Raw genomic sequence first — 18,152 nt, 5'->3', positions numbered from 1 at the left:
CTCACGCGGCCAGTGTCCCCGGGCCGATCACATGCGGGCCGAACCTGGCCCGCGCCCGGTCGGCGACCTCCTCGATCCGGCGGACCTTCTCGTCCACCGGGTCGAAGGTGAGCTGATGGGAGGCCTGCGCCGCGGGGGTCAGACCCTCGGCCCGCAGGGCGATCACCCGGACCCGGGCCCGTTGGAGGCCGAGCGCCTCGTACATGCGGTACGCGGTGCCGGTCAGCGCCGAGGAGTGGGCGGTGGGCTCCCTGAGGGCACGGCCGCGGACGGTCGCGGAGCGGTCGGCGTACCGCACGGTGAGAGTCAGCGTGCGGCAGACCTTCTCCAGGGAGCGCAGCCGGGTGCCGAGCTCCTCGGCCGCGGAGAGCAGCGCCCTGCGATGCCTGGAGGGGTCCAACTCGTCGCACGGGAAGGCACGTTCGACGGCCAGCGAGCGTGAGGTGGCGTTCGGCACGACCCGGCCGCGGTCGACGCCGGACGCCTTCTCTCGCAGTTCGCGGCCGGGCCGGACGCCGGTGAGACGCTGAAGCGTGGACAGGGGCGCGGCCGCGACCTTGCCGATGGTGTCGAGGCCGTACTCGCACAGGATGCGGGCGGTGGCGCCGCCGACGCCGGGCAGCGCGGCGACGGGCCGGTCGGTGAGGAACTCCGTGACGGCGTCCGGCTCTTGGGGCACCACCCGGGGCACCCCGGGTACGGCGTCCCGCAGTGCCATCCGCGCGAGCATCGGTCCGGGCCCGGCGCCGATCGCACAGTCGATCCCGTACAGGGCGAGGGTCCGCACCCGGATCAGCGAGGCGAACTCGGCGGCGCCGCGCCCGAAGTACCGCTCGGCACCCCGCAGATCGAGCAGGGCGGTGTCGGGTGGCAGTGCCTCGACGACGGGGGTGAACTCCGCCAGGACGCCGAGGAGCCGGGGCAGGGCCGCCTCGCGCATCGGAGGCAGCTGGAAACGTACACAAAGGACGGTCATCCCGCACTCCCCGGACTCTGGTGCCACAACTTCTTTCCCCCCGCGGGCCCTTCGCCCGCGGGACGCAGATCGGCCCAGGGGTTCATCTCGTACCCCGTGGACATCCGGATCGTCCGCCCCCCGGAGTCCCCCCGCCCCTCCGGACCGCCCGGCTCCTCCCGCCCCTTCGGCCGCTCCGGCGCGGGTTCGGCCAGGCGCGCCGCCACCACGTCGAGGCCGCCCTCGGCGCGCAGCTCGACCAGTTCGGCGAGATTCCAGGCGGCCGCGCCCACCACGCTGAGACTGCGCGGGCCGCGGCGCTGTACGACCCCGCGCACGAGCAGCAGCCAGGAGTGGAAGACGGTGTGGGCGCAGGCGTCGTGGGAGTCGTCGAAGAAGGCGAGGTCGACCAGGCCCGTCCCGTCGTCCAGCGTGCTGAAGATGACCCGCTTGCCGGACCGGATCGGCGGGGTCTGGGTGGCCGCCTTGGCGCCCGCGACCAGGACCGTCTCACCGTGCCGCGCCTCGCGCAGCCGACGGGCCGTGACCACGCCCAACTCCCCCAGGAACGTGCGGTGGTCGTCCATCAGATTGCGCGAGGCGTCCATCGAGAGCACACCCAGTTCGGCGCTCAGCCGCTCCGCCGAGGACAGGTCGGGCAGCCCGGCGGAGGCGGTGTCCCGCCCCCCGGACAGGGGGAGTTGGCCGCCGCCCGCACCCCGGGACCCGCGGTGCAGTTCGGTCAGGTGCAGCTGAAGGTCACGGCGGTTGGCGCCGAACGCGTCCAGCGCGCCGACCTGCGCGAGCCGCTGGGCGAGCGGCCGGCTCGGCCGGGCCCGTTCCCAGAAGTCGAGCAGGGAGGCGTACGGCTGCCCGTCCGCGATCCGCGCCGCCTCGGCCTCGCTGATGCCGTGCACGTCGGAGAGCGCCAGCCGAACCCCCCAGCGACCTGCGGGACCGACGGGGCCGACGGCCCCCGGCATCAACCTCGCCCTCGACCCGGACCTCGACCCCGCCTCGGACCCGAGCACGGCCTCGGACTCGACCCCGGATCCCCCATCTCCCATCTCGGACACCAGTTCGATACGGTGAGCGACCGCCGACCGGTTCACGTCCAGCGGCAGGATCGGCACCCCGCGCCGCCGCGCGTCCGCCAGCAGCAGCCGCTTCGGGTACATCCCGGGGTCGTGCGTGAGCAGCCCCGCGTAGAAGGCGGCCGGATGGTGGGCCTTCAGCCACGCCGACTGGTACGTCGGGACGGCGAAGGCGACGGCGTGCGCCTTGCAGAAGCCGTACGACCCGAAGGCCTCGACGATCTCCCAGGTGCGCGCGATGGTCTCGGTGTCGTACCCCTTCACCGCGGCGTGCTGGGCGAACCAGAACCGGATGCGTCCCTGCGACTCGGGGTCGGACAGCCCGCGCCGCACCCGGTCCGCCTCGTCGCGTCCGCAGCCGGTCATGATGTCCACGATGTCGATGATCTGCTCGTGGAAGACGACGACTCCGTACGTCTCCTTCAGCGGCCCCGCCAGATCCGGGTGCGGGTAGCGGACCGGCGCCCGGCCGTGCCGCGCCTCGATGAACGGCCGCACCATGTCGGCGGCGACCGGCCCCGGCCGGAAGAGCGAGATGTCGACGACGAGATCGTGGAAGGTCGCGGGCTGAAGCCGTCCGACCAGGTCGCGTTGTCCCGGCGACTCGATCTGGAAGCAGCCCAGCGTCTCCGTGGACCGGATCAGCCGGTACGTCGCCGGGTCGCCCGGCGCCACCGCGTCGATGTCCGGCCGGTCCCCCGTGGCCCGCTCCACCTCGGCCACCGCGTGCGCCATCGCGGACTGCATCCGCACGCCCAGCACGTCGAGCTTGAGCAGACCGAGGTCCTCGACGTCCTCCTTGTCGAACTGCGACATGGGCAGGCCCTCGCCGCTGGTCGGCATGACCGGTGTACGGGCGAGCAGGGAGGCGTCGGAGAGGAGCACCCCGCACGGGTGCATGGCGATACCGCGCGGAAGGGCGTCGAGGGATTCGACGAGCTCCCACAGCCTGCCGTACCTGTCCTTCTCCCCCGCCAGCTCGCGTAGTTCGGGGAGTTCCTTCATGGCCAGGCGGGCGTCACGGGCCCGGATGTGCGGGAAGGCCTTGGCGATCCGGTCGATCTCCGCCGGGTCGAGCGAGAGGGCCGCGCCCACGTCGCGGACGGCGTGCCGGACCCGGTAGGTCTCGGGCATGGAGACGGTCGCGACCCGTTCGGTGCCGAACCGGCCGATGATCGCGCGGTAGACCTCCAGACGGCGGGCGGACTCCACGTCGATGTCGATGTCGGGCAGCACCGGGCGGCGCTTGGACAGGAAGCGTTCCATCAGCAGCCGGTGCTCGACGGGGTCGGCGTGCGCGATGCCGAGGAGATGGTTGACCAGGGAGCCGGCCCCGGAGCCGCGCGCCGCGACCCGGATTCCCATCTTCCTTATGTCGTCCACCACTTGAGCGACCGTCAGGAAGTAGGAGGCGAAGTTGTGGTGGGCGATGATGTCCAGCTCGTGGTGCATCCGTTCCCAGTAGGCGCGCCGGCCGGCGTAACCGCGCAGCACCATGCCCGCCGCCGCGCGGGAGGCCAGGACGCGCTGGGCGGTCCGCCGGTCCGCGCCGACGAGACGCGGTTCCGGGAAGCGGACGCCGCCGATGCCGAGGTCGTCCTCGGGGTCGACGCGGCAGGCGGCCGCGGTGGCCCGCGTCTGTTCGAGCAGCCGGAGCGCGGTGTCACGGCGGTAGCCCGCCGCCTCGACGATCCGTTCGGCGGCGACGAGCATGGCGGCCTCGTCCTTGAGCCAGGCCTCGCCGGAGTCCAGCTCGCCCCGGGGGTCGAGGGGGACGAGCCGGCGGGCGGCGTCCAGGACGTCGGCGACGGGGCCGAGTCCCGCGTCGGCGTACCGGACGGCGTTGCTGAGCACGGGGCGCACCCGCTGCTCGGCGGCGAAGCCGACCATGCGGGCGGCCAGGCGCAGGGAGCCGGGGCCGGTGCCCTGACGGCCGTGCCAGACGGCTTCGAGGCGCAGGGCGTCGCCGTAGATCTCCCGCCAGGGCGCGAGCAGCGTGGCCGCGCGGTCGGGGCGGCCCGCGGCGATCGCGCGGCCGACGTCGGAGCCGGGGCCGAGCAGCACGGTGAGGCCTTCGGCGTGGTTGGCGGACCAGGGCAGCAGCGGCGGGCCGTTCTCCCTGCCGCCCGCGTGCGTCGCCGTGACGATTCTGCACAGGTCCGCCCAGCCGGTGGCGCCGTCCCGGGCGAGGAAGGTCGCACGGGGTGCCGACTCGTCGACGAAGGCGCCGCCGCGCACCGGGGTGCGGCGCCGCTCCCCCCGTACGGGCTCCCCGACCGCCAGGTCCACGCCGAACAGCGGGCGGATGCCCGCCTTCGCGCAGGCCTTGGCGAACCGGACCGAGCCCGCGAGGGTGTCCCGGTCGGTGAGAGCGAGGGCGTCCATGCCCCGCTCGGAGGCGCGCTCGGCGAGGCGCTCCGGGTGCGAGGCCCCGTAGCGCAGGGAGAACCCGGAGGCGGTGTGCAGATGCGTGAATCCCGGCATGCACACCTCCCGACCTGTGAGCCTTTACAGCTCTCGAACATTCGTTCCCATCTATCCCACCCCCACCATAGACCAATTCTCGAACACTTGTACGACATCCACTCGGACCCGGCGCCACCTGCGCAAACGCCGCCCGGAAAACCCGAGAGCCCCGCCCCCGCGACACGCGCGAGGACGGGGCTCGGCCCTCCCGGGGAGGCCGGGACGGGAAGGCCGTCAGCCGATCTGGGCCCCGAAGGCCGAGAGCGCCTCGGGCACCGGCTGGAAGAACGTCTCGCCGCCCGCGGTGCAGTCACCGCTGCCGCCGGAGGTGAGGCCGATCGCGGTGTCGCCGGAGAACAGCGAGCCGCCGCTGTCGCCGGGCTCCGCGCAGACGTCGGTCTGGATGAGACCGTTGACGACATCGCCGTTGCCGTAGTTCACGGTGGCGTCCAGGCCCTTGACCGTGCCGTCGTGCACATGGGTCGTGGAGCCACTGCGGGTCACCTTCATGCCGACGGTGGCGTCACCCGCCTTGGTGATGGGCTGCGTGGAGCCGTTGTAGAGGTCGACCTCGCTCGGGTGGTCCGTGGTCGCGGTGTACTTGACCAGACCGAAGTCGTTGTCGGGGAAGCTGGACTGCTCGTTCGTGCCGATCTCCTTGCCGTCGGCGTCCGACCAGGTGGAGATGTCCGCGGTGCAGTGGCCGGCGGTGATGAAGTACGGCCGCCCGCCCTTGACCACGTTGAAGCCGAGCGAACAGCGCCCGCCGGAACCGCTGATGGCGTCGCCACCCGCGATGAAGGGTTTGAACTCCCCCTTCGTCCGCTTGAGTTCGGCCTTGGCCCCGAGACCGTCGACGACCTTGGTGAGTCTGACCCACTCGGCGTCGGAGACCGTGCGGTCGGCGGTGACGACGACCTTGTCGGTCCGCGGGTCGGTCGCCCAGGACGTGCCGGGGACGCTCGCGCTCTTCTTCAGCGTGGCGCGGGCGCTCGTCAGCTCGGCGAGGGAGTTCTCGACGATCCTCGGCCTGGCTCCGGCCGCCGTGACCGCGTCGGCCGCGCTCTCGTCGAGCACGTTGACGACGAGGTGCCGGGACTTCGCGTCGTAGTACGTTCCCGCGACGCCGGCCCCCAGGTCCTCGCCCAGGGTCGAGGAGAGCTTTCCGGCCGCCGCGACGGAGAGGGTGTGCGGCTCGGAATTCTTCGGAACCTCACTCGCGTTCGCAGTCTGGAAGGTGACTCCGGCGGCGACCAGCGCGGCGATGCCCGCACCCGTCACGAGGGCACGCCTCTTGGATATACGTCGGTGCTTCAACTCACGTCCTCCTGTGGGGGGGGTCGATCCGGGAGGTTGTGGGGACCTCCGGGACCGGAAGGCGTAGGGACATGGGCCCCGAGCACGGTGAATGGTCCGAACCGTCGCGTCCATGCCAGTTGTTCCTCGACCACTATTCCGAGACGCACAGGGAACACACAAGGTCGACTTCAGGACTCCCGTACGACAACAGCCGTACGCCTCCTACGTCCTGACCACACGTGGTCACGCCCGGGGGATTCGCATCGCAAACACAGCACGCACATCACACCGTCACGACCGGCGGGACCGAGGCTGTCCTGAAATCGCTCTTGGGTGAAACGAAAAGGGCGAGCCCCCGCACGCCGGTTGCGTGCGGGGGCTCGCCCGTCGATCTGTTGGCCATGGGTCCGGTCGCGCGGAAACCCGTGGGGGGTGCCGGCCTCGTGGGTCGACCTGTCGATGAGTCGACGAGTCGGTGAGCGGCCGGTCCGTCGCGCGACCGGACGGTCAGCCGACGCTCACGCCGTAGTAGCTCAGCGCCTCGGTGACCGGCTGGAAGAAGGTCGTACCGCCGGAGGTGCAGTTGCCGCTGCCGCCGGAGGTCAGACCGTACGCCACGCTGCCGCCGTACAGCGGGCCGCCGCTGTCCCCGCCCTCGGCGCAGACCGTGGTCTGGATCATGCCGTAGACGACGTCACCACTGCCGTAGTTGACCGTGGCGTTCAGAGCGGTGACCTTGCCGCTGTGCGTACCGGTGGTCGAGCCGCGCCGGTAGACGGTCGTGCCCACGCTGGGCGTGGCCGCGCTGCTGATCGTCTGACTGCCGACCGCGCTCGGGTGCGCGACCGAGGAGTTGGTGTAGCGGACCAGCGCGAAGTCGTTGGTCGGGAAGCTGTAGCTGACGTTGGTGCCCAGCGTCGTGGTGTGACCCGAGTTGGAGTACCAGGTGGAGGCGACCTCACCGCAGTGGCCTGCGGTCAGGAAGTAGTAGGTGCTCCCGCTGTGCACGTTGAAGCCGAGCGAACAGCGGTAGGAGCCGCCGTAGATGGCGTCGCCGCCGGTGATCAGCTTCTTGAAGGTGCCCGGCGTGTGCTTGATGGTGAGGGCGGCCGCGTTGCCGCCCGCCTCGCGCTCGATCTTCGCGATCTCCGCCTTGGAGACCGTGCTGTCGACGGTGACGACCACGCGGTTCGTCTTGGCGTCGACCGCCCAGGCGGTGCCCGCGATGTCGGACCTGAGCACCGACTGACCTGCGGTGCTCAGTTGGGTCGCGCTGAACGTCTGGGCGGCGGACGCGTTCGCGCTGGGGACCGCGAACGCTGCGGCGGCGACGAGTCCGGTGGTCACGGCGATCAGCCGGCTCCGTCTCGCCGTGCCACCGCGGGGGGTTGTGCGCTTGGTCCTCACGTTTCATTCCTCCGAAGGGAAGTAAGGGGCCCCATCTCGTGGGGTCGGGGCCCGTGAGGCGCAGCCGGGGGCCGCTCGTCCGGATTTCGAACAAGCCATGCCCCTGACAAGGCGCTGAGGGGGAGTATTCGGCTGCGCGGCCGACAGACGCAAGGGCGCCTTTCGGCCGTGCAGCGTTCAACTTGCCCTCATGCAACGGAGGTTGATCATCGGACCACTGAAGGCACCGGATTTCCCGCGCGACTTCGGGAGTCCCTGGAGCCTCAGGCCAGTCGGCGCTCCCCAGCGGCGACGGCGACGCGCAGCACATTTCCGGGCGGCGGGAACGGGCAGACGAAATGATCGGCGAACGCGCACGGCGGAAGCACGGTCCGGTTGAAGTCCACCGTCGTGCGCCCCTCGGCGTCGGGCGCGGCCGGCCGCAGGAACCGGAAGCGGTAACTGCTGTCCCTGCTGGTGGTGTCGCCGAACACGGCCCACAGCGAGCCGTCGCTCTCCACCGACACCTGGAGGGTGAGGTCCTGGCCGTCCAGGGTGAAGGCGAGGACGCCGCCGAGGGGGAGCCCTCGGGTCACCCCGTCGGCGTTCTCGACGCGCACGGTGCGGCCCTCGCCGTACGGGGTGAACTGTCCCGGCACCGACCAGCGCGGGTCGTACGGGGTCGCCTCGATGCCCGCGAAGGCCTTCCGGGCGGGCGCCTCGGGGTCGTACGCGCGCACGCCCCAGATCCCCTCGCGCACCAGCACGACGAACCGCCGCTCCCCGCGTCCGACCCGGGCACCGTCGGCCGGTCCGTAGTCGGCGTCCAGCACGATGTCGCCGGTGAACGGCTCGCCGTCGACCGTGAGCCCTTCCTCGGCCAGCGCCGTCAGGGCCACTCCGTCACCCTTGACGGCCCATTGCCCGGGGATGTCCGGAAGTCGCCCTTCCGGATAGTCCTCGATCCAGTGGGTCGCGATCAGGGCGAGCGGGCCGTACGGCGCGGACACCGTCGCCACACGGTGCTCCTGCCAGTGCTTCCAGTCCTCGGGTGCGTCCGTCGTCATGTGATCAACCCTTCCATACGGGCTCGCCGGACCGGCGTACGGGAGCGCCCCCGTGTCATGGAAGAGATCGCCCCCGCGCCCGGTCAGCACCCGCAGTCGCAGCACTCACAGCATTCGCAGCACTCGCAGCACTGGCAGGCGTCGCAGCAACCGCCGTCGCAGTCACAGCCGTTCAGGCACCCTTCGCGCTTCTTGCGCGACCACGGGCCCTCGTACTGGTCGGCGCAGCACAGCTTGCAGGTGCAGCACAGGCCGACGGCCTCGGCACAGCCCGCCCAGAAGCCGCGCTTTCCGGGAGGCGGGGGCGGGAAGGCCGGCCCGCCGCCGAAGGGGTTGCCGCCGCCGGCGTACGGGGTGCCACCGGCGTACGGGTTCCCGCCGTGCTGGGGCGGTCCGAAGGACCCCTCGGGCCCCGGCGGAACCACGGAGCCCGGGATGTCGAGGAGGAGGGCCGACCCGGGCGAGCCGAGGGCGCCGTGCGCTCCGCCTCCCGTGTGTCCGCACCCCGAGGTGCCGAACGCGCGGTCCACCGAGCGGCCCAGTTCGTGGACGAGCAGCACATGCGCCAGCCCGCTGTCGGTGAACTCGGCCTCGCGCAGGGCGAGCCGTATCCCGTGCAGGGCGTCGTCGGCGAGCCGGCGGGCCTCGGTGAGCGGGGTCCCGGTGGCCGTGAGCGGGTTCCAGGCTCCCGACGCCGCGTCGGCCTCCCGGTCCTCCACGGCGTCGAGCAGATGAGCGAGCCGCCCGAAGAGCCGCCCGGCCTCGGCCAGCGGAGCGGCGTTGCCGGGGCGGCCCGCGAGGACGGCGGTGTGCGCGAAGGCGGCGGCGGTGGCCGTCTCGGTGGGTTCCGTGACCGTCAGCAACGGCGTTCCGGGCCCGGCCAGCGCCTCGACGCCGCTCTGGCGGTCGACCGCGTCGACGAGCACGGCGGTGTCGAAGCCCACGGCACTTCCCGTCCGCGCCCCCGCCCTGCCCCAGCTCGTGGCCACCCGGCGCGCCGCGAGCGCGACCGGTCCGCGCGCCAGGAGACCGTCCCCGTCGGCGACATGGTCGCGCAGCTTCGCCGAGGCCAGCACCAGCGAGACGGCGGCGGCGAGCCGCGCGCCCTCGCCCTGCGCGACCGAGGCGGTTCGCATGCCCCGCAGGGGACAGGGCCCCGCGGTGCGCCGCCCTCGTGCCGCCTTCTCGGCCTGAGCCTCCGTCAGAACCGATATCAGCAGGCCGTCGTAGTTGGTGACCACCCGTGCGAACTGGCCGTGGTCCCCGCGCAGCGCGAGACACAGCCCGCACAAATGCGCCATCCACTGCGTCTTGAGCCCCTCACCGAGACGGTGGACGCAGGGCCTCACGATTCCGAACACGACACTCCCCCGTGACCCGTACGACATTGAAGTCGGGCATCGTATCGACCCTCCCGTTCACCCGTACGCACCGCTCGTCACCCGGTCGCCGAGAGAAATCATATTTCACTCTCAGTCAGCAGCCTTACCCCGTACGACCCTTGGGGGGCGCGGGCTCTCGACGGATTCGCTGTGCACCAGTACCGTCACGAAACCCCCACGCGGCGTCTATCCACTTGGCGCGACATCCGCATCATGGACGACCATGGGGATGCGGAAGCACGAAAGACCGCTGTGAGAGGAGGCGTCCATGGGATCGGTGCGCAAGGCGAGTGCCTGGCTTGGCCTCGTCGACGACAACGATGACGAGCGTTACTACGACGACGACTACGCCGAGGGTCAGGACTCCGGCGACGCGTGGGTCACCGACCCGCGCGTGAAGGTTGCTTCCGAGACGGCGGAGGAGAAGGGCCGCCGGATCGGTACGGTCACCCCGGACAGCTTCCGGGACGCACGCGGTATCGGCGAACTCTTCCGGGACGGCGTCCCGGTCATCATCAACCTCACGTCCATGGAGGCCGCCGACGCCAAGCGCGTGGTGGACTTCGCGGCCGGCCTGACCTTCGGCCTGCGCGGCACCATCGAGCGGGTGGCGACCAGGGTCTTCCTGCTGACCCCGGCGCACACGGAGATCGTCAGCGGCGAGGCCGCGGGCCGTCAGGCCGACGGCTTCTTCAACCAGAGCTGAGGCGGGGCCGCTCACCGGCCCCGCCTTGCCGGGGCTTCACGCGCGGGGTCTTCACCTGAAGGCGTCGAGCCCGGTGAGCGCCTTGCCCAGCACGAGCTGATGCATCTCGACGGTGCCCTCGTAGGTGAGCACCGACTCCAGGTTCGTGGCGTGCCGCATGACGGGATATTCCAGTGAGATCCCGTTGGCACCGAGGATCGTGCGCGAGGTACGGCAGATCTCGATGGCCTCGCGTACGTTGTTGAGCTTGCCGAAGCTGATCTGCTCGGGGCGAAGCCGTCCCGCGTCCATGCGGCGTCCCAGATGATGGGCGAGCAGGATTCCCTTGTGCAGTTCGACGGCCATGTCGGCGAGCTTGGCCTGGGTGAGCTGGAAGCCGCCGATGGGGCGTCCGAACTGCTCACGCGTCCTCGCGTAGGCGACGGCGGACTCGAAGCTGGAGCGCGCCGCGCCCATGGCACCCCACACGATCCCGTACCGCGCGTGCGAGAGGCAGCCGAGCGGGCCCCTCAGGCCGACGACGTCGGGCAGGACGGCGTCGGCCGGCAGCCGCACGTCGTCGAGGACGAGCTCACTGGTCACGCTCGCCCGCAGGGACCACTTGTGCTTGATCTCGGGGGCGGAGAACCCGGGCACGTCGGTGGGCACGACGAAGCCGCGGATGCCGTCGTCGGTCTGCGCCCAGACGACGGCGACACCGGCGACGGACCCGTTGGTGATCCACATCTTGCGCCCGTTCAGGACCCAGTCCCCGCCGTCGCGCTTGGCGTGCGTCCGCATGGAGGCGGGATCGGAGCCGTGGTCGGGCTCGGTCAGCCCGAAGCATCCGATGATCTCGCCGGAGGCCATACGGGGCAGCCAGGTCTGCTTCTGCTCCTCGCTGCCGAACCGGTGGATGGCGTACATCGCCAGCGAGCCCTGCACCGAGACGAGCGAGCGGATGCCGGAGTCGGCCGCTTCGAGCTCCAGACAGGCGAGGCCGTACTGCACGGCGCTGGCCCCGGCGCACCCGTACCCCTGGAGCGACATGCCGAGGGCGCCGATCCCGCCGAGTTCGCGTGCCAGTTCCCGGATGCCGGGCAGCTCGCCCTTCTCGTACCAGTCGGCGATGTACGGCAGGACCCGGTCCGCGGCCCAGGACCGCACGGTGTCGCGGACGGCCAGGTCCTCCGCGTCGAGCAGGTCGTCGATCCCGAGCGGGTCGGCGGGGTCGAAGGGCGGCAGCTTCGAGGACGCGGACATACGACAGCCTCCGGCAGGGTGACAACTAGCACCGCTAGTTAAGGATCTCGACCCGACGTTACGACGCGGAGTCCCGCAAGTCCAGGGCACTTCGGCCCGGCGGCTGCCCACCGGATACGCCCACGGGGCTGCCGCTCACGGCCCGCGGGCGCCCGCGGGCCGTCTACGCCCGGCCGCGCGGTTTCTCGCGCCCGCACGAGGCCCGCTAGGGGCGCGAGGAACCGCGCGAGCAAGCACGACGAGCCTTCCGCCCGAGGACCGGGCCTCGGCCCCCGCGGCGCCGCTCGGCGGGCCCGAGACCGAGGCCTATGCGGAGACCCGGGTCTCCGGGGCCCCGGCCACGTCCCGGGGAGCCGGGATGCCGGCGGGGTCCGTCGCGGGCGCCGGAGCCGGGGCGGCGGAACGGACGCCGGCAGCCCCTGCCGGAGAAGCCGGGATCGCCGGAGCGGGGAGGCCCGACTGAGCCGGAGTCGGACGGCCGGAAGGAGCCGGAGTCTGCGCCGGGAGGCCGGCGGCGGGCGTCGCGGGGGCCGCGGTGGCGTCCGTCGCCGGGGTCCCGCAGTCCATGATCCGCGGCAGCCGCAGCGCCATCACGGCGCCCAGCAGCAGCAGACCCGCGCTCACCAGCAGCGTCACATGCAGTCCGTGCACGAAGGAGTCCCGGGCCGCGTGCCGCAGGGCGCCGCCGGAGGCGCCGCCGAGCCGGTCCGCGACCTGGTACGCCTCGCCCAGCGAGTGTCCCGCCGCCGCCGTGTCGGCCGCCCGGACCCCCGGGACGGACGACAGCCCTGGCGCGTACGCCGCGTTCATCACACTCCCCAGCAGTGCGATGCCCAGACCCGCGCCCAGCTGGTACGAGGTCTCGCCGATCGCCGCGGCGCCGCCCGACTGCGCCTGCGGCGCCTCGCTCAGCATGGACTCGTACGCACCGAACAGCGTGGTCTCCAGGCCGAAGCCGAGCAGCACGAAGCCGAAGAGCAGCAGCCCGGTGTTGTCGTTCCCGCCCATCGCCGTGAGCGTGACCACGGCCGCGGCGGTGAGACAGAACCCGAAGGAGACCATCGCGCGCGGCCCGAATCTGCGCAGCAGTTTCGCACCCGCGAGACCGGCGGCCATCGCGGCGACGGTGAGCGGCAGCAGCCGCAGCCCGGTCTGGAGCGGGGAGAGGCCGAGTACGAGCTGGAGGTACTGGGCGGCGATCAGTTCGAGGCCCACCAGGGCGAGCATGGCGAGGACGATGCAGCCCACCGACGTGCTGAAGGCCGGGCGGGCGAACAGGCGCAGGTCGACCAGGGGGTGCTCGCGCCGCCGCTGCCGCCGTACGAAGGCGGCCATCAGCACGGCGCCGATGAGCAGGGAGCCGAGAGTGAAGGCGCCGAGGGGTGCCTCGCCGCCGCCGAGGCGCTTCACGCCGAGGACGAGTCCGAAGAGGCCGGCGGCGGCCATGAGCGCCCCGACCACGTCCCAGGGGCCGTCGCGGTCGCCGTGGGACTCGGGCAGCAGCAGCCGTCCGATCGGCAGGCTGACGATCATCAGCGGGATGTTGACGAGGAAGACCGATCCCCACCAGAAGTGTTCGAGGAGGAAACCGCCGAGGAGGGGCCCGACCGCCGCGCCGACGGCGGCGACGGCGCTCCAGATGCCGATCGCGAGCGCCCGCTCGCGCCGGTCGGGGAAGACCTCGCGCAGGATCGACAGGGTGGCGGGCATGATCATCGCGCCGCCGACGCCGAGCAGGGCGCGGGCGCCTATCAGGAGCTGCGCGTTCCCGGAGAAGGCCGCGAGGCCGCTGGCGACGCCGAAGAGGGCGTATCCGAGGAGCAGGACCCGCCGTCGGCCGATCCGGTCACCGAGCGTGCCGAAGAGGATGAGGAGCGAGGCGCAGACGAGCGGATAGACGTCGACGATCCAGAGCAGTTCTATCGCGCCGGGCTTCAGGTCCTCGGTGACGGCGGGCACCGCGACATGGAGCACGGTGGCGTCGAGGGCGACCAGCAGCAGGCTGACGCACAGGACGACGAGGACGACCCAGCGGTTGGCACCGGCTCCGGTCTCCCGACGGCATCGCGTGGCGGCCGTGGTCGTCCCGGACATGTACGTACCTCCAGAGGTTCCCTCGCGTTCTGCGGATCCGCAGGGTGGGGACTCCCTGGGGCTGCGGCCCGGAGAGCGGAGTCCCGGGCCCACGCAGCAAAGGCGAGTGAGCCGTCAGCGTACGACAGTTCTCTCCCGGGACACGTGGCGGACCTCTCACGTTCGCTGACCAGGCATGTGGCGTACGCCACGCGGCCCGCATGTCGACATGCCGAACACGCCCGGCGGGTTCCGCGGTCCGCCGATAATCGAGCCCGTGACCGATCCGCAGAGTCCCGCCGAGACGCCCCGTGTGGGCGCCCTGCGCAGAGCCGCGCCCGCCCTGCTCGGGTACGCGGCGGTGCGCGCGCTGGGTCTCGTCACGCTCGCCGTGTGGAGCGCGGCGAACGACGGGAGCGCCCACCGGCTGCTGTCGGAGCGGTGGGACTCGCTCTGGTACACCCGGGTCGCCGAGCTGGGCTACGGCTACGAGGTCCGCCTCCCGAACGGTGACGTGCACGCGAATCTCGCGTTCTTCCCGCTGCTGCCCTGGCTGGAGCGGATCGTGCACGCGGTGTCACCGCTGTCGTACGCGGACGCCGGTCTGCTGGTCTCCGCGGTGGCCTCGCTCGCCGCGGCGTGGGGGATCTTCGCGGTGGCCGACCGGGTGCACGGCGGCCGCGCGGGGGTGTGCGCGGTGCTGGTGTGGGCGGTCCTGCCCGTCGGCGTCGTGCAGTCGATGGCGTACAGCGAGTCGCTGTTCACGGCGCTCGCCGCGTGGTCGCTGTACGCGGTGCTGACCGGCCGCTGGCCGACCGCCGGACTGCTCGCCGCGCTCGCGGGGCTGACGCGGCCGGTGGGGGTGGCGGTGGTGGCGGCCCTGTGGGTGGCGGCGATTACGTCGTTCGTGGGAGAACACCGGCGCGGCGGGTGCACGCCCCGGACGGAGGGCGCGCGTCCGTGGCGGCGCGCCCTGGCCATGATCATCGCGCCGCTCGGCGCCGCCGGTTACGTGCTGTGGGTGGGGCACCGCACCGGAAAGGGCCCGCTCGGCTATCTCGACGTCCAGGCGGGCTGGCGGAACGGCTTCGACGGCGGGTACGCCTTCGGACGCTTCGTGGCCGAAAAGTTCACCTCGTTCCCGTCCGCCCCGGCCGGCGCCGCCCTGATCGTCGGAGTGGTGCTGGTCCTGTGGCTCTACGTGACGTGCGTACGCCAGGGACAGCCGCCGGCGCTCCTGGTCTACACGGGGATCGTCGTCGCCCTCGCCCTGTGCGCGTCGAGCTACTTCGGCTCGAAGCCACGCCTGCTGCTGCCCGCCTTCCCGCTCCTGTTCCCTCCGGCGAGGGCCCTGGCCCGGCTGCGCCCTTCCAGGTCGGCGCTGGTGCTCGGGGGTGTGGCGGTGGCCTCGGCGCTGTACGGGGCGTTCTGGCTGAACGGCTCCGGGCCTCCCTGACCCGCCGCCCGGCACCCCGCGCCGGACCGGTGAGCGGGCAGCGAATTCCGCACCATCACCCGATGAACGAATATAAAAGTGCCATAAACTCGAAGCCTCTCGGTGATCAATGGAATTGAAGGCTCCACTGTTCCGGTATTAGCGATTCATTGGAAATGAACATGATCCTGAGAGGAATCCCACATCACATCGTCATCACAAACCGAGTGAATCGGCCTGGAACGCAGCTCACTCGCTGTAACGTCGATTGAGTGCGTACCGAACGAAACCTCACCCGTCTGGACCGGGTCTTCGCCCGGCTGGACCGTGAGCCGGAACGACCGGCCCACATCGATGTGCCGAAGATGAGTCGGCACAGGGTCGTCCTCTTCGCGGCGACCCTGGCCTTCTACCTGGCGATCGTGTGGGCCGTGGCGATCACGTCGTGGCTGGTCCGGTTCGACTGGCAGGTCATGTTCTTCCGGCCCTACCAGCAGTGGCCGGAGATCCACGCGTTCCTTGACTACTACGTGGTGCTCGGCCAGCGCGGCCCCACCGCGGTGATGGTCGCCTCGTGGCTGGGCTGGCGCTCCTGGCGCCAGCACACACTGCGTCCGCTGCTCACCCTGGGCGCGTCCCTGCTGCTGCTCAACATCACCGTCGGGGCCGCGAAGCTGGGCATGGGCCGCCTCGGTCCGCACTACGCCATCACCATCGGCTCGAACGAGATGGGCCTCGGCGGCGATATATTTCCTTCGGGCCACACCGCCAACGCCGTTGTGACCTGGGGAATCCTGGCCTATCTGGCGTCGACCCCGAGAGCCAGACGCTGGCTCTCGGCGCTGTCCGCCGTGACCTCGCTCGGCGTCGGCCTCACCACCGTGTACCTGGGTACGCACTGGCTGAGCGATGTCCTGCTGGGCTGGGCCGCCGGCCTGCTGATCCTGCTGGCGCTGCCCTGGTGCGAGCCGCTGATCGCCCGCTCCGAGGCCGGGATCTTCGCGCTGCGCGACCTGTGGCGCGACCGTCGCGGCCGCATCGCTCCCGCCCCCGCCCCCGTTCCGGTCCGCGCACCGGTCCTGTCGCCGCGGGCCGCCGCCGTGGACAGCGAGGTGCCGGCCCGCGAGCCCGTCGTGCCCCGTCCGTCCAGATCCCCCGTCCACCTGGCTCCGGGCCCGCACACCGCCCGCTCGGAACGCACTCCGGTGACACCCGCGGGCAGCCGGCGCCCGCCGCACCCGGACCGTCCCGCCCGCGCGGCGGCCGGTGCCGCGGCGGCCCGCCCGCTGACGGGCGGCTGAGCACCGCGGGGCCGGTACGCACACCCTCGCCCCGCACCACGAAGGCCCCCGGCTCGACGAGCCGGGGGCCTTCTTCGCAAGTCGTCAGGCCGCGTCACAGCGACTCACGGACCCGGCCTAGCCCTTCCAGCAGCGCGTGACCGTACCGTCCGCGACCTCGAAGTTCAGCCGCCCCACCAGGTACTCCATGGTGATGATCGCTCCGGGCGGCAGCGAGCGGACCGTCGGCCAGCCCTGCTCGCGCGCACGCTCCTGCGCACGGCTCACCTCCAGGCCGACATAGCTCTCCGGACTGTCCTGCGGTTCTGCGCGCGCGGGGGGAATGGGTGCCATGACTGCCACGGTAGGCGGCCCGCCCTGGCCGGGGAAGCCCGATCGGCGACGAAGCGTCACCTGTACCCCGCCGGTCACGCTTCTGTCACAGGATCACGACACGCGTTTCGGCGAACTGCATCACCCGTTTGCGGTCCGCTTCCGTGTTCCGCACGCCTTCGAACGTAATTCGGAGTCACCACGCGGACGCCCCCCAATAGCCCTCGGTGAAAATGTGCGCGGCGGTGCGGCGGCGCGCACTTGAGGAGCTTTTCCCTTCGGGTCCGCCCGATTCCGCCGCGTGCCCCGGAAGCTGACGCCGCATAGGAAATACACCGTTCGAACACAGAACCCCCGCACGGGTCGCGGCGGAACCCGTTCTACGGAACAGGGTCCGGGACCGGCTCTCCCCCGAGGCCCAGCCGTTCGGGCCCCGGCCGCTCCAGCGCCCGGGACAGCCGGTCCCTGGCCGTCCTGATCGTGTCGCGGAGTTCGGCGGGCTCAAGGACCTCGAACTCGAAGCCCATCATCATCACGTGGATGACCAGGACGTCGAGGCTGGCCGCCCCGGTGCGCACGACGCAGCTGCCGTCCCCCTCGGCCTCCAGGGTCCCGGCCGAGGGCGAGATCCGTGCGGCGGCCTCCTCCAGCGGCACCAGCAGCCGGACCACGGCGTTTCTCGCGTAGACGCCGGTGGAGACCCCCTTGGAGACGTACGCGGCCAGGTCGCCGGCCGGTGGCGTGCGGGGCGTGAAGCGCGGCCCGTGCGGCGGCCGGGGCGTGATGCGGTCGGCGCGGAACGTGCGCCAGTCGTCGCGGTCGACGTCCCAGGCGACCAGATACCAGCGGTGCTCGGTGCACACCAGCCTGTACGGCTCGACGCTCCGGCGGGTCGCGGAGCCCCCGTGATCGCGGTACTCGAACCGCAGCCGCTCGCTGTCACGGCAGGCGTTGGCCAGTTCGGTGAGCACGGCCGGGTCGACGGCGGAGGACAGCGGCCCGCGCAGCATCGGCACGGTGAAGGCGTTCAGCGCGCCGACCCTGCGCCGCAGCCGGCTCGGCAGGACCTGTTCCAGCTTGGCGAGCGCGCGGACGGAGGACTCACCGATGCCCTCGATGCCCTGCCCGGCCGCCGTGCGCAGCCCCACGGCCACCGCGACGGCCTCGTCGTCGTCCAGGAGCAGCGGCGGCAGTTCCGCCCCCGCTCCGAGCTGATAGCCGCCGCCCGTGCCCGGGCTGGCGTTGACGGGATAGCCCAGCTCGCGCAGCCGCTCCACATCACGGCGGACCGTGCGCGCGGTCACGCCCAGCCGCCCGGCGAGGTCCGCGCCCGACCATTCGCGGTGGGCCTGGAGCAGTGAGAGCAGGCGCAGCAGTCGTGCGGAGGTCTCCAACATGGCGCCGAGTCTGCCAGCGCTCGCGGACAGCGGCTGT

The 18,152-nt window shown here is 71.9% G+C and carries 13 protein-coding genes; 3 read left to right on the top strand and 10 right to left on the bottom strand.

Features of this window, described 5'->3' with window-relative positions:
- Position 1: 1 nt before the first annotated feature.
- The 6 genes from ACZ4AA_RS18300 to ACZ4AA_RS18275 form a co-directional block, all read right to left on the bottom strand.
- Complete coding sequence (locus ACZ4AA_RS18300) at positions 2-976, bottom strand: DNA polymerase Y family protein (protein ID WP_467602615.1); 975 nt, start codon at positions 974-976, stop codon at positions 2-4.
- Positions 973-4,533 (bottom strand): DNA polymerase III subunit alpha, encoded by a 3,561-nt coding sequence (locus tag ACZ4AA_RS18295; RefSeq protein WP_467602613.1) that lies wholly within the window; start codon positions 4,531-4,533, stop codon positions 973-975. Before ACZ4AA_RS18295 ends, ACZ4AA_RS18300 begins: the two co-directional genes overlap by 4 nt.
- A 216-nt stretch (positions 4,534-4,749) precedes the next feature.
- Positions 4,750-5,832, bottom strand: coding sequence for a S1 family peptidase (locus ACZ4AA_RS18290; RefSeq protein WP_467602610.1), 1,083 nt, complete (start codon positions 5,830-5,832; stop codon positions 4,750-4,752).
- 489 nt (positions 5,833-6,321) lie between these two features.
- Positions 6,322-7,221, bottom strand: a complete 900-nt coding sequence (locus tag ACZ4AA_RS18285) for a S1 family peptidase (RefSeq protein ID WP_467602608.1) — start codon at positions 7,219-7,221, stop codon at positions 6,322-6,324.
- Positions 7,222-7,484: 263 nt separating this feature from the next.
- Positions 7,485-8,267: a DUF1684 domain-containing protein gene (locus ACZ4AA_RS18280; protein ID WP_467602606.1), complete on the bottom strand. Its 783-nt coding sequence runs from the start codon at positions 8,265-8,267 to the stop codon at positions 7,485-7,487.
- Positions 8,268-8,350: 83 nt separating this feature from the next.
- A complete protein-coding gene (locus tag ACZ4AA_RS18275) occupies positions 8,351-9,628 on the bottom strand; it encodes a DUF5685 family protein (protein ID WP_467602602.1) in 1,278 nt (425 codons plus the stop codon).
- A gap of 289 nt (positions 9,629-9,917) precedes the next feature.
- Between ACZ4AA_RS18275 and ACZ4AA_RS18270 the strand changes: the two genes are divergently transcribed.
- Entirely contained in the window at positions 9,918-10,355 is a 438-nt protein-coding gene (locus tag ACZ4AA_RS18270; protein ID WP_467602600.1) for a cell division protein SepF, read from the top strand.
- A gap of 51 nt (positions 10,356-10,406) precedes the next feature.
- Here the strand turns inward: ACZ4AA_RS18270 and ACZ4AA_RS18265 are convergent, their stop codons facing one another.
- Positions 10,407-11,597 (bottom strand): acyl-CoA dehydrogenase family protein, encoded by a 1,191-nt coding sequence (locus tag ACZ4AA_RS18265; protein WP_467602598.1) that lies wholly within the window; start codon positions 11,595-11,597, stop codon positions 10,407-10,409.
- 306 nt (positions 11,598-11,903) lie between these two features.
- On the bottom strand, positions 11,904-13,691 hold the full coding sequence (locus ACZ4AA_RS18260; RefSeq protein WP_467602596.1) for an MFS transporter: 1,788 nt from the start codon (positions 13,689-13,691) through the stop codon (positions 11,904-11,906).
- Positions 13,692-13,947: 256 nt separating this feature from the next.
- On the opposite strand from ACZ4AA_RS18260, the gene ACZ4AA_RS18255 reads away from it, so the two are divergent.
- On the top strand, positions 13,948-15,126 hold the full coding sequence (locus ACZ4AA_RS18255; RefSeq protein WP_467602593.1) for a glycosyltransferase family 39 protein: 1,179 nt from the start codon (positions 13,948-13,950) through the stop codon (positions 15,124-15,126).
- Between the two features lie 251 nt (positions 15,127-15,377).
- A complete protein-coding gene (locus ACZ4AA_RS18250; RefSeq protein ID WP_467602590.1) occupies positions 15,378-16,406 on the top strand; it encodes a phosphatase PAP2 family protein in 1,029 nt (342 codons plus the stop codon).
- A gap of 117 nt (positions 16,407-16,523) precedes the next feature.
- Here ACZ4AA_RS18250 and ACZ4AA_RS18245 read toward each other — a convergent pair whose 3' ends face one another.
- A complete protein-coding gene (locus tag ACZ4AA_RS18245) occupies positions 16,524-16,739 on the bottom strand; it encodes an I78 family peptidase inhibitor (RefSeq protein ID WP_467602588.1) in 216 nt (71 codons plus the stop codon).
- 359 nt (positions 16,740-17,098) lie between these two features.
- Positions 17,099-18,115, bottom strand: coding sequence for a helix-turn-helix transcriptional regulator (locus tag ACZ4AA_RS18240; RefSeq protein WP_467602586.1), 1,017 nt, complete (start codon positions 18,113-18,115; stop codon positions 17,099-17,101).
- Positions 18,116-18,152: the final 37 nt, after the last annotated feature.

This window comes from Streptomyces sp. NPDC024698, assembly GCF_055559015.1.
This window is presented reverse-complemented; position numbering and strand designations above follow the sequence as displayed.

Bases quoted from the DNA above. Each gene is read 5' to 3' on its own strand.
- ACZ4AA_RS18300 (WP_467602615.1), bottom strand. From the start codon at position 976: ATGACCGTCCTTTGTGTACGTTTCCAGCTGCCTCCGATGCGCGAGGCG.
- ACZ4AA_RS18295 (WP_467602613.1), bottom strand. From the start codon at position 4,533: ATGCCGGGATTCACGCATCTGCACACCGCCTCCGGGTTCTCCCTGCGC.
- ACZ4AA_RS18280 (WP_467602606.1), bottom strand. From the start codon at position 8,267: ATGACGACGGACGCACCCGAGGACTGGAAGCACTGGCAGGAGCACCGT.
- ACZ4AA_RS18270 (WP_467602600.1), top strand. From the start codon at position 9,918: ATGGGATCGGTGCGCAAGGCGAGTGCCTGGCTTGGCCTCGTCGACGAC.
- ACZ4AA_RS18265 (WP_467602598.1), bottom strand. From the start codon at position 11,597: ATGTCCGCGTCCTCGAAGCTGCCGCCCTTCGACCCCGCCGACCCGCTC.
- ACZ4AA_RS18260 (WP_467602596.1), bottom strand. From the start codon at position 13,691: ATGTCCGGGACGACCACGGCCGCCACGCGATGCCGTCGGGAGACCGGA.
- ACZ4AA_RS18245 (WP_467602588.1), bottom strand. From the start codon at position 16,739: ATGGCACCCATTCCCCCCGCGCGCGCAGAACCGCAGGACAGTCCGGAG.
- ACZ4AA_RS18240 (WP_467602586.1), bottom strand. From the start codon at position 18,115: ATGTTGGAGACCTCCGCACGACTGCTGCGCCTGCTCTCACTGCTCCAG.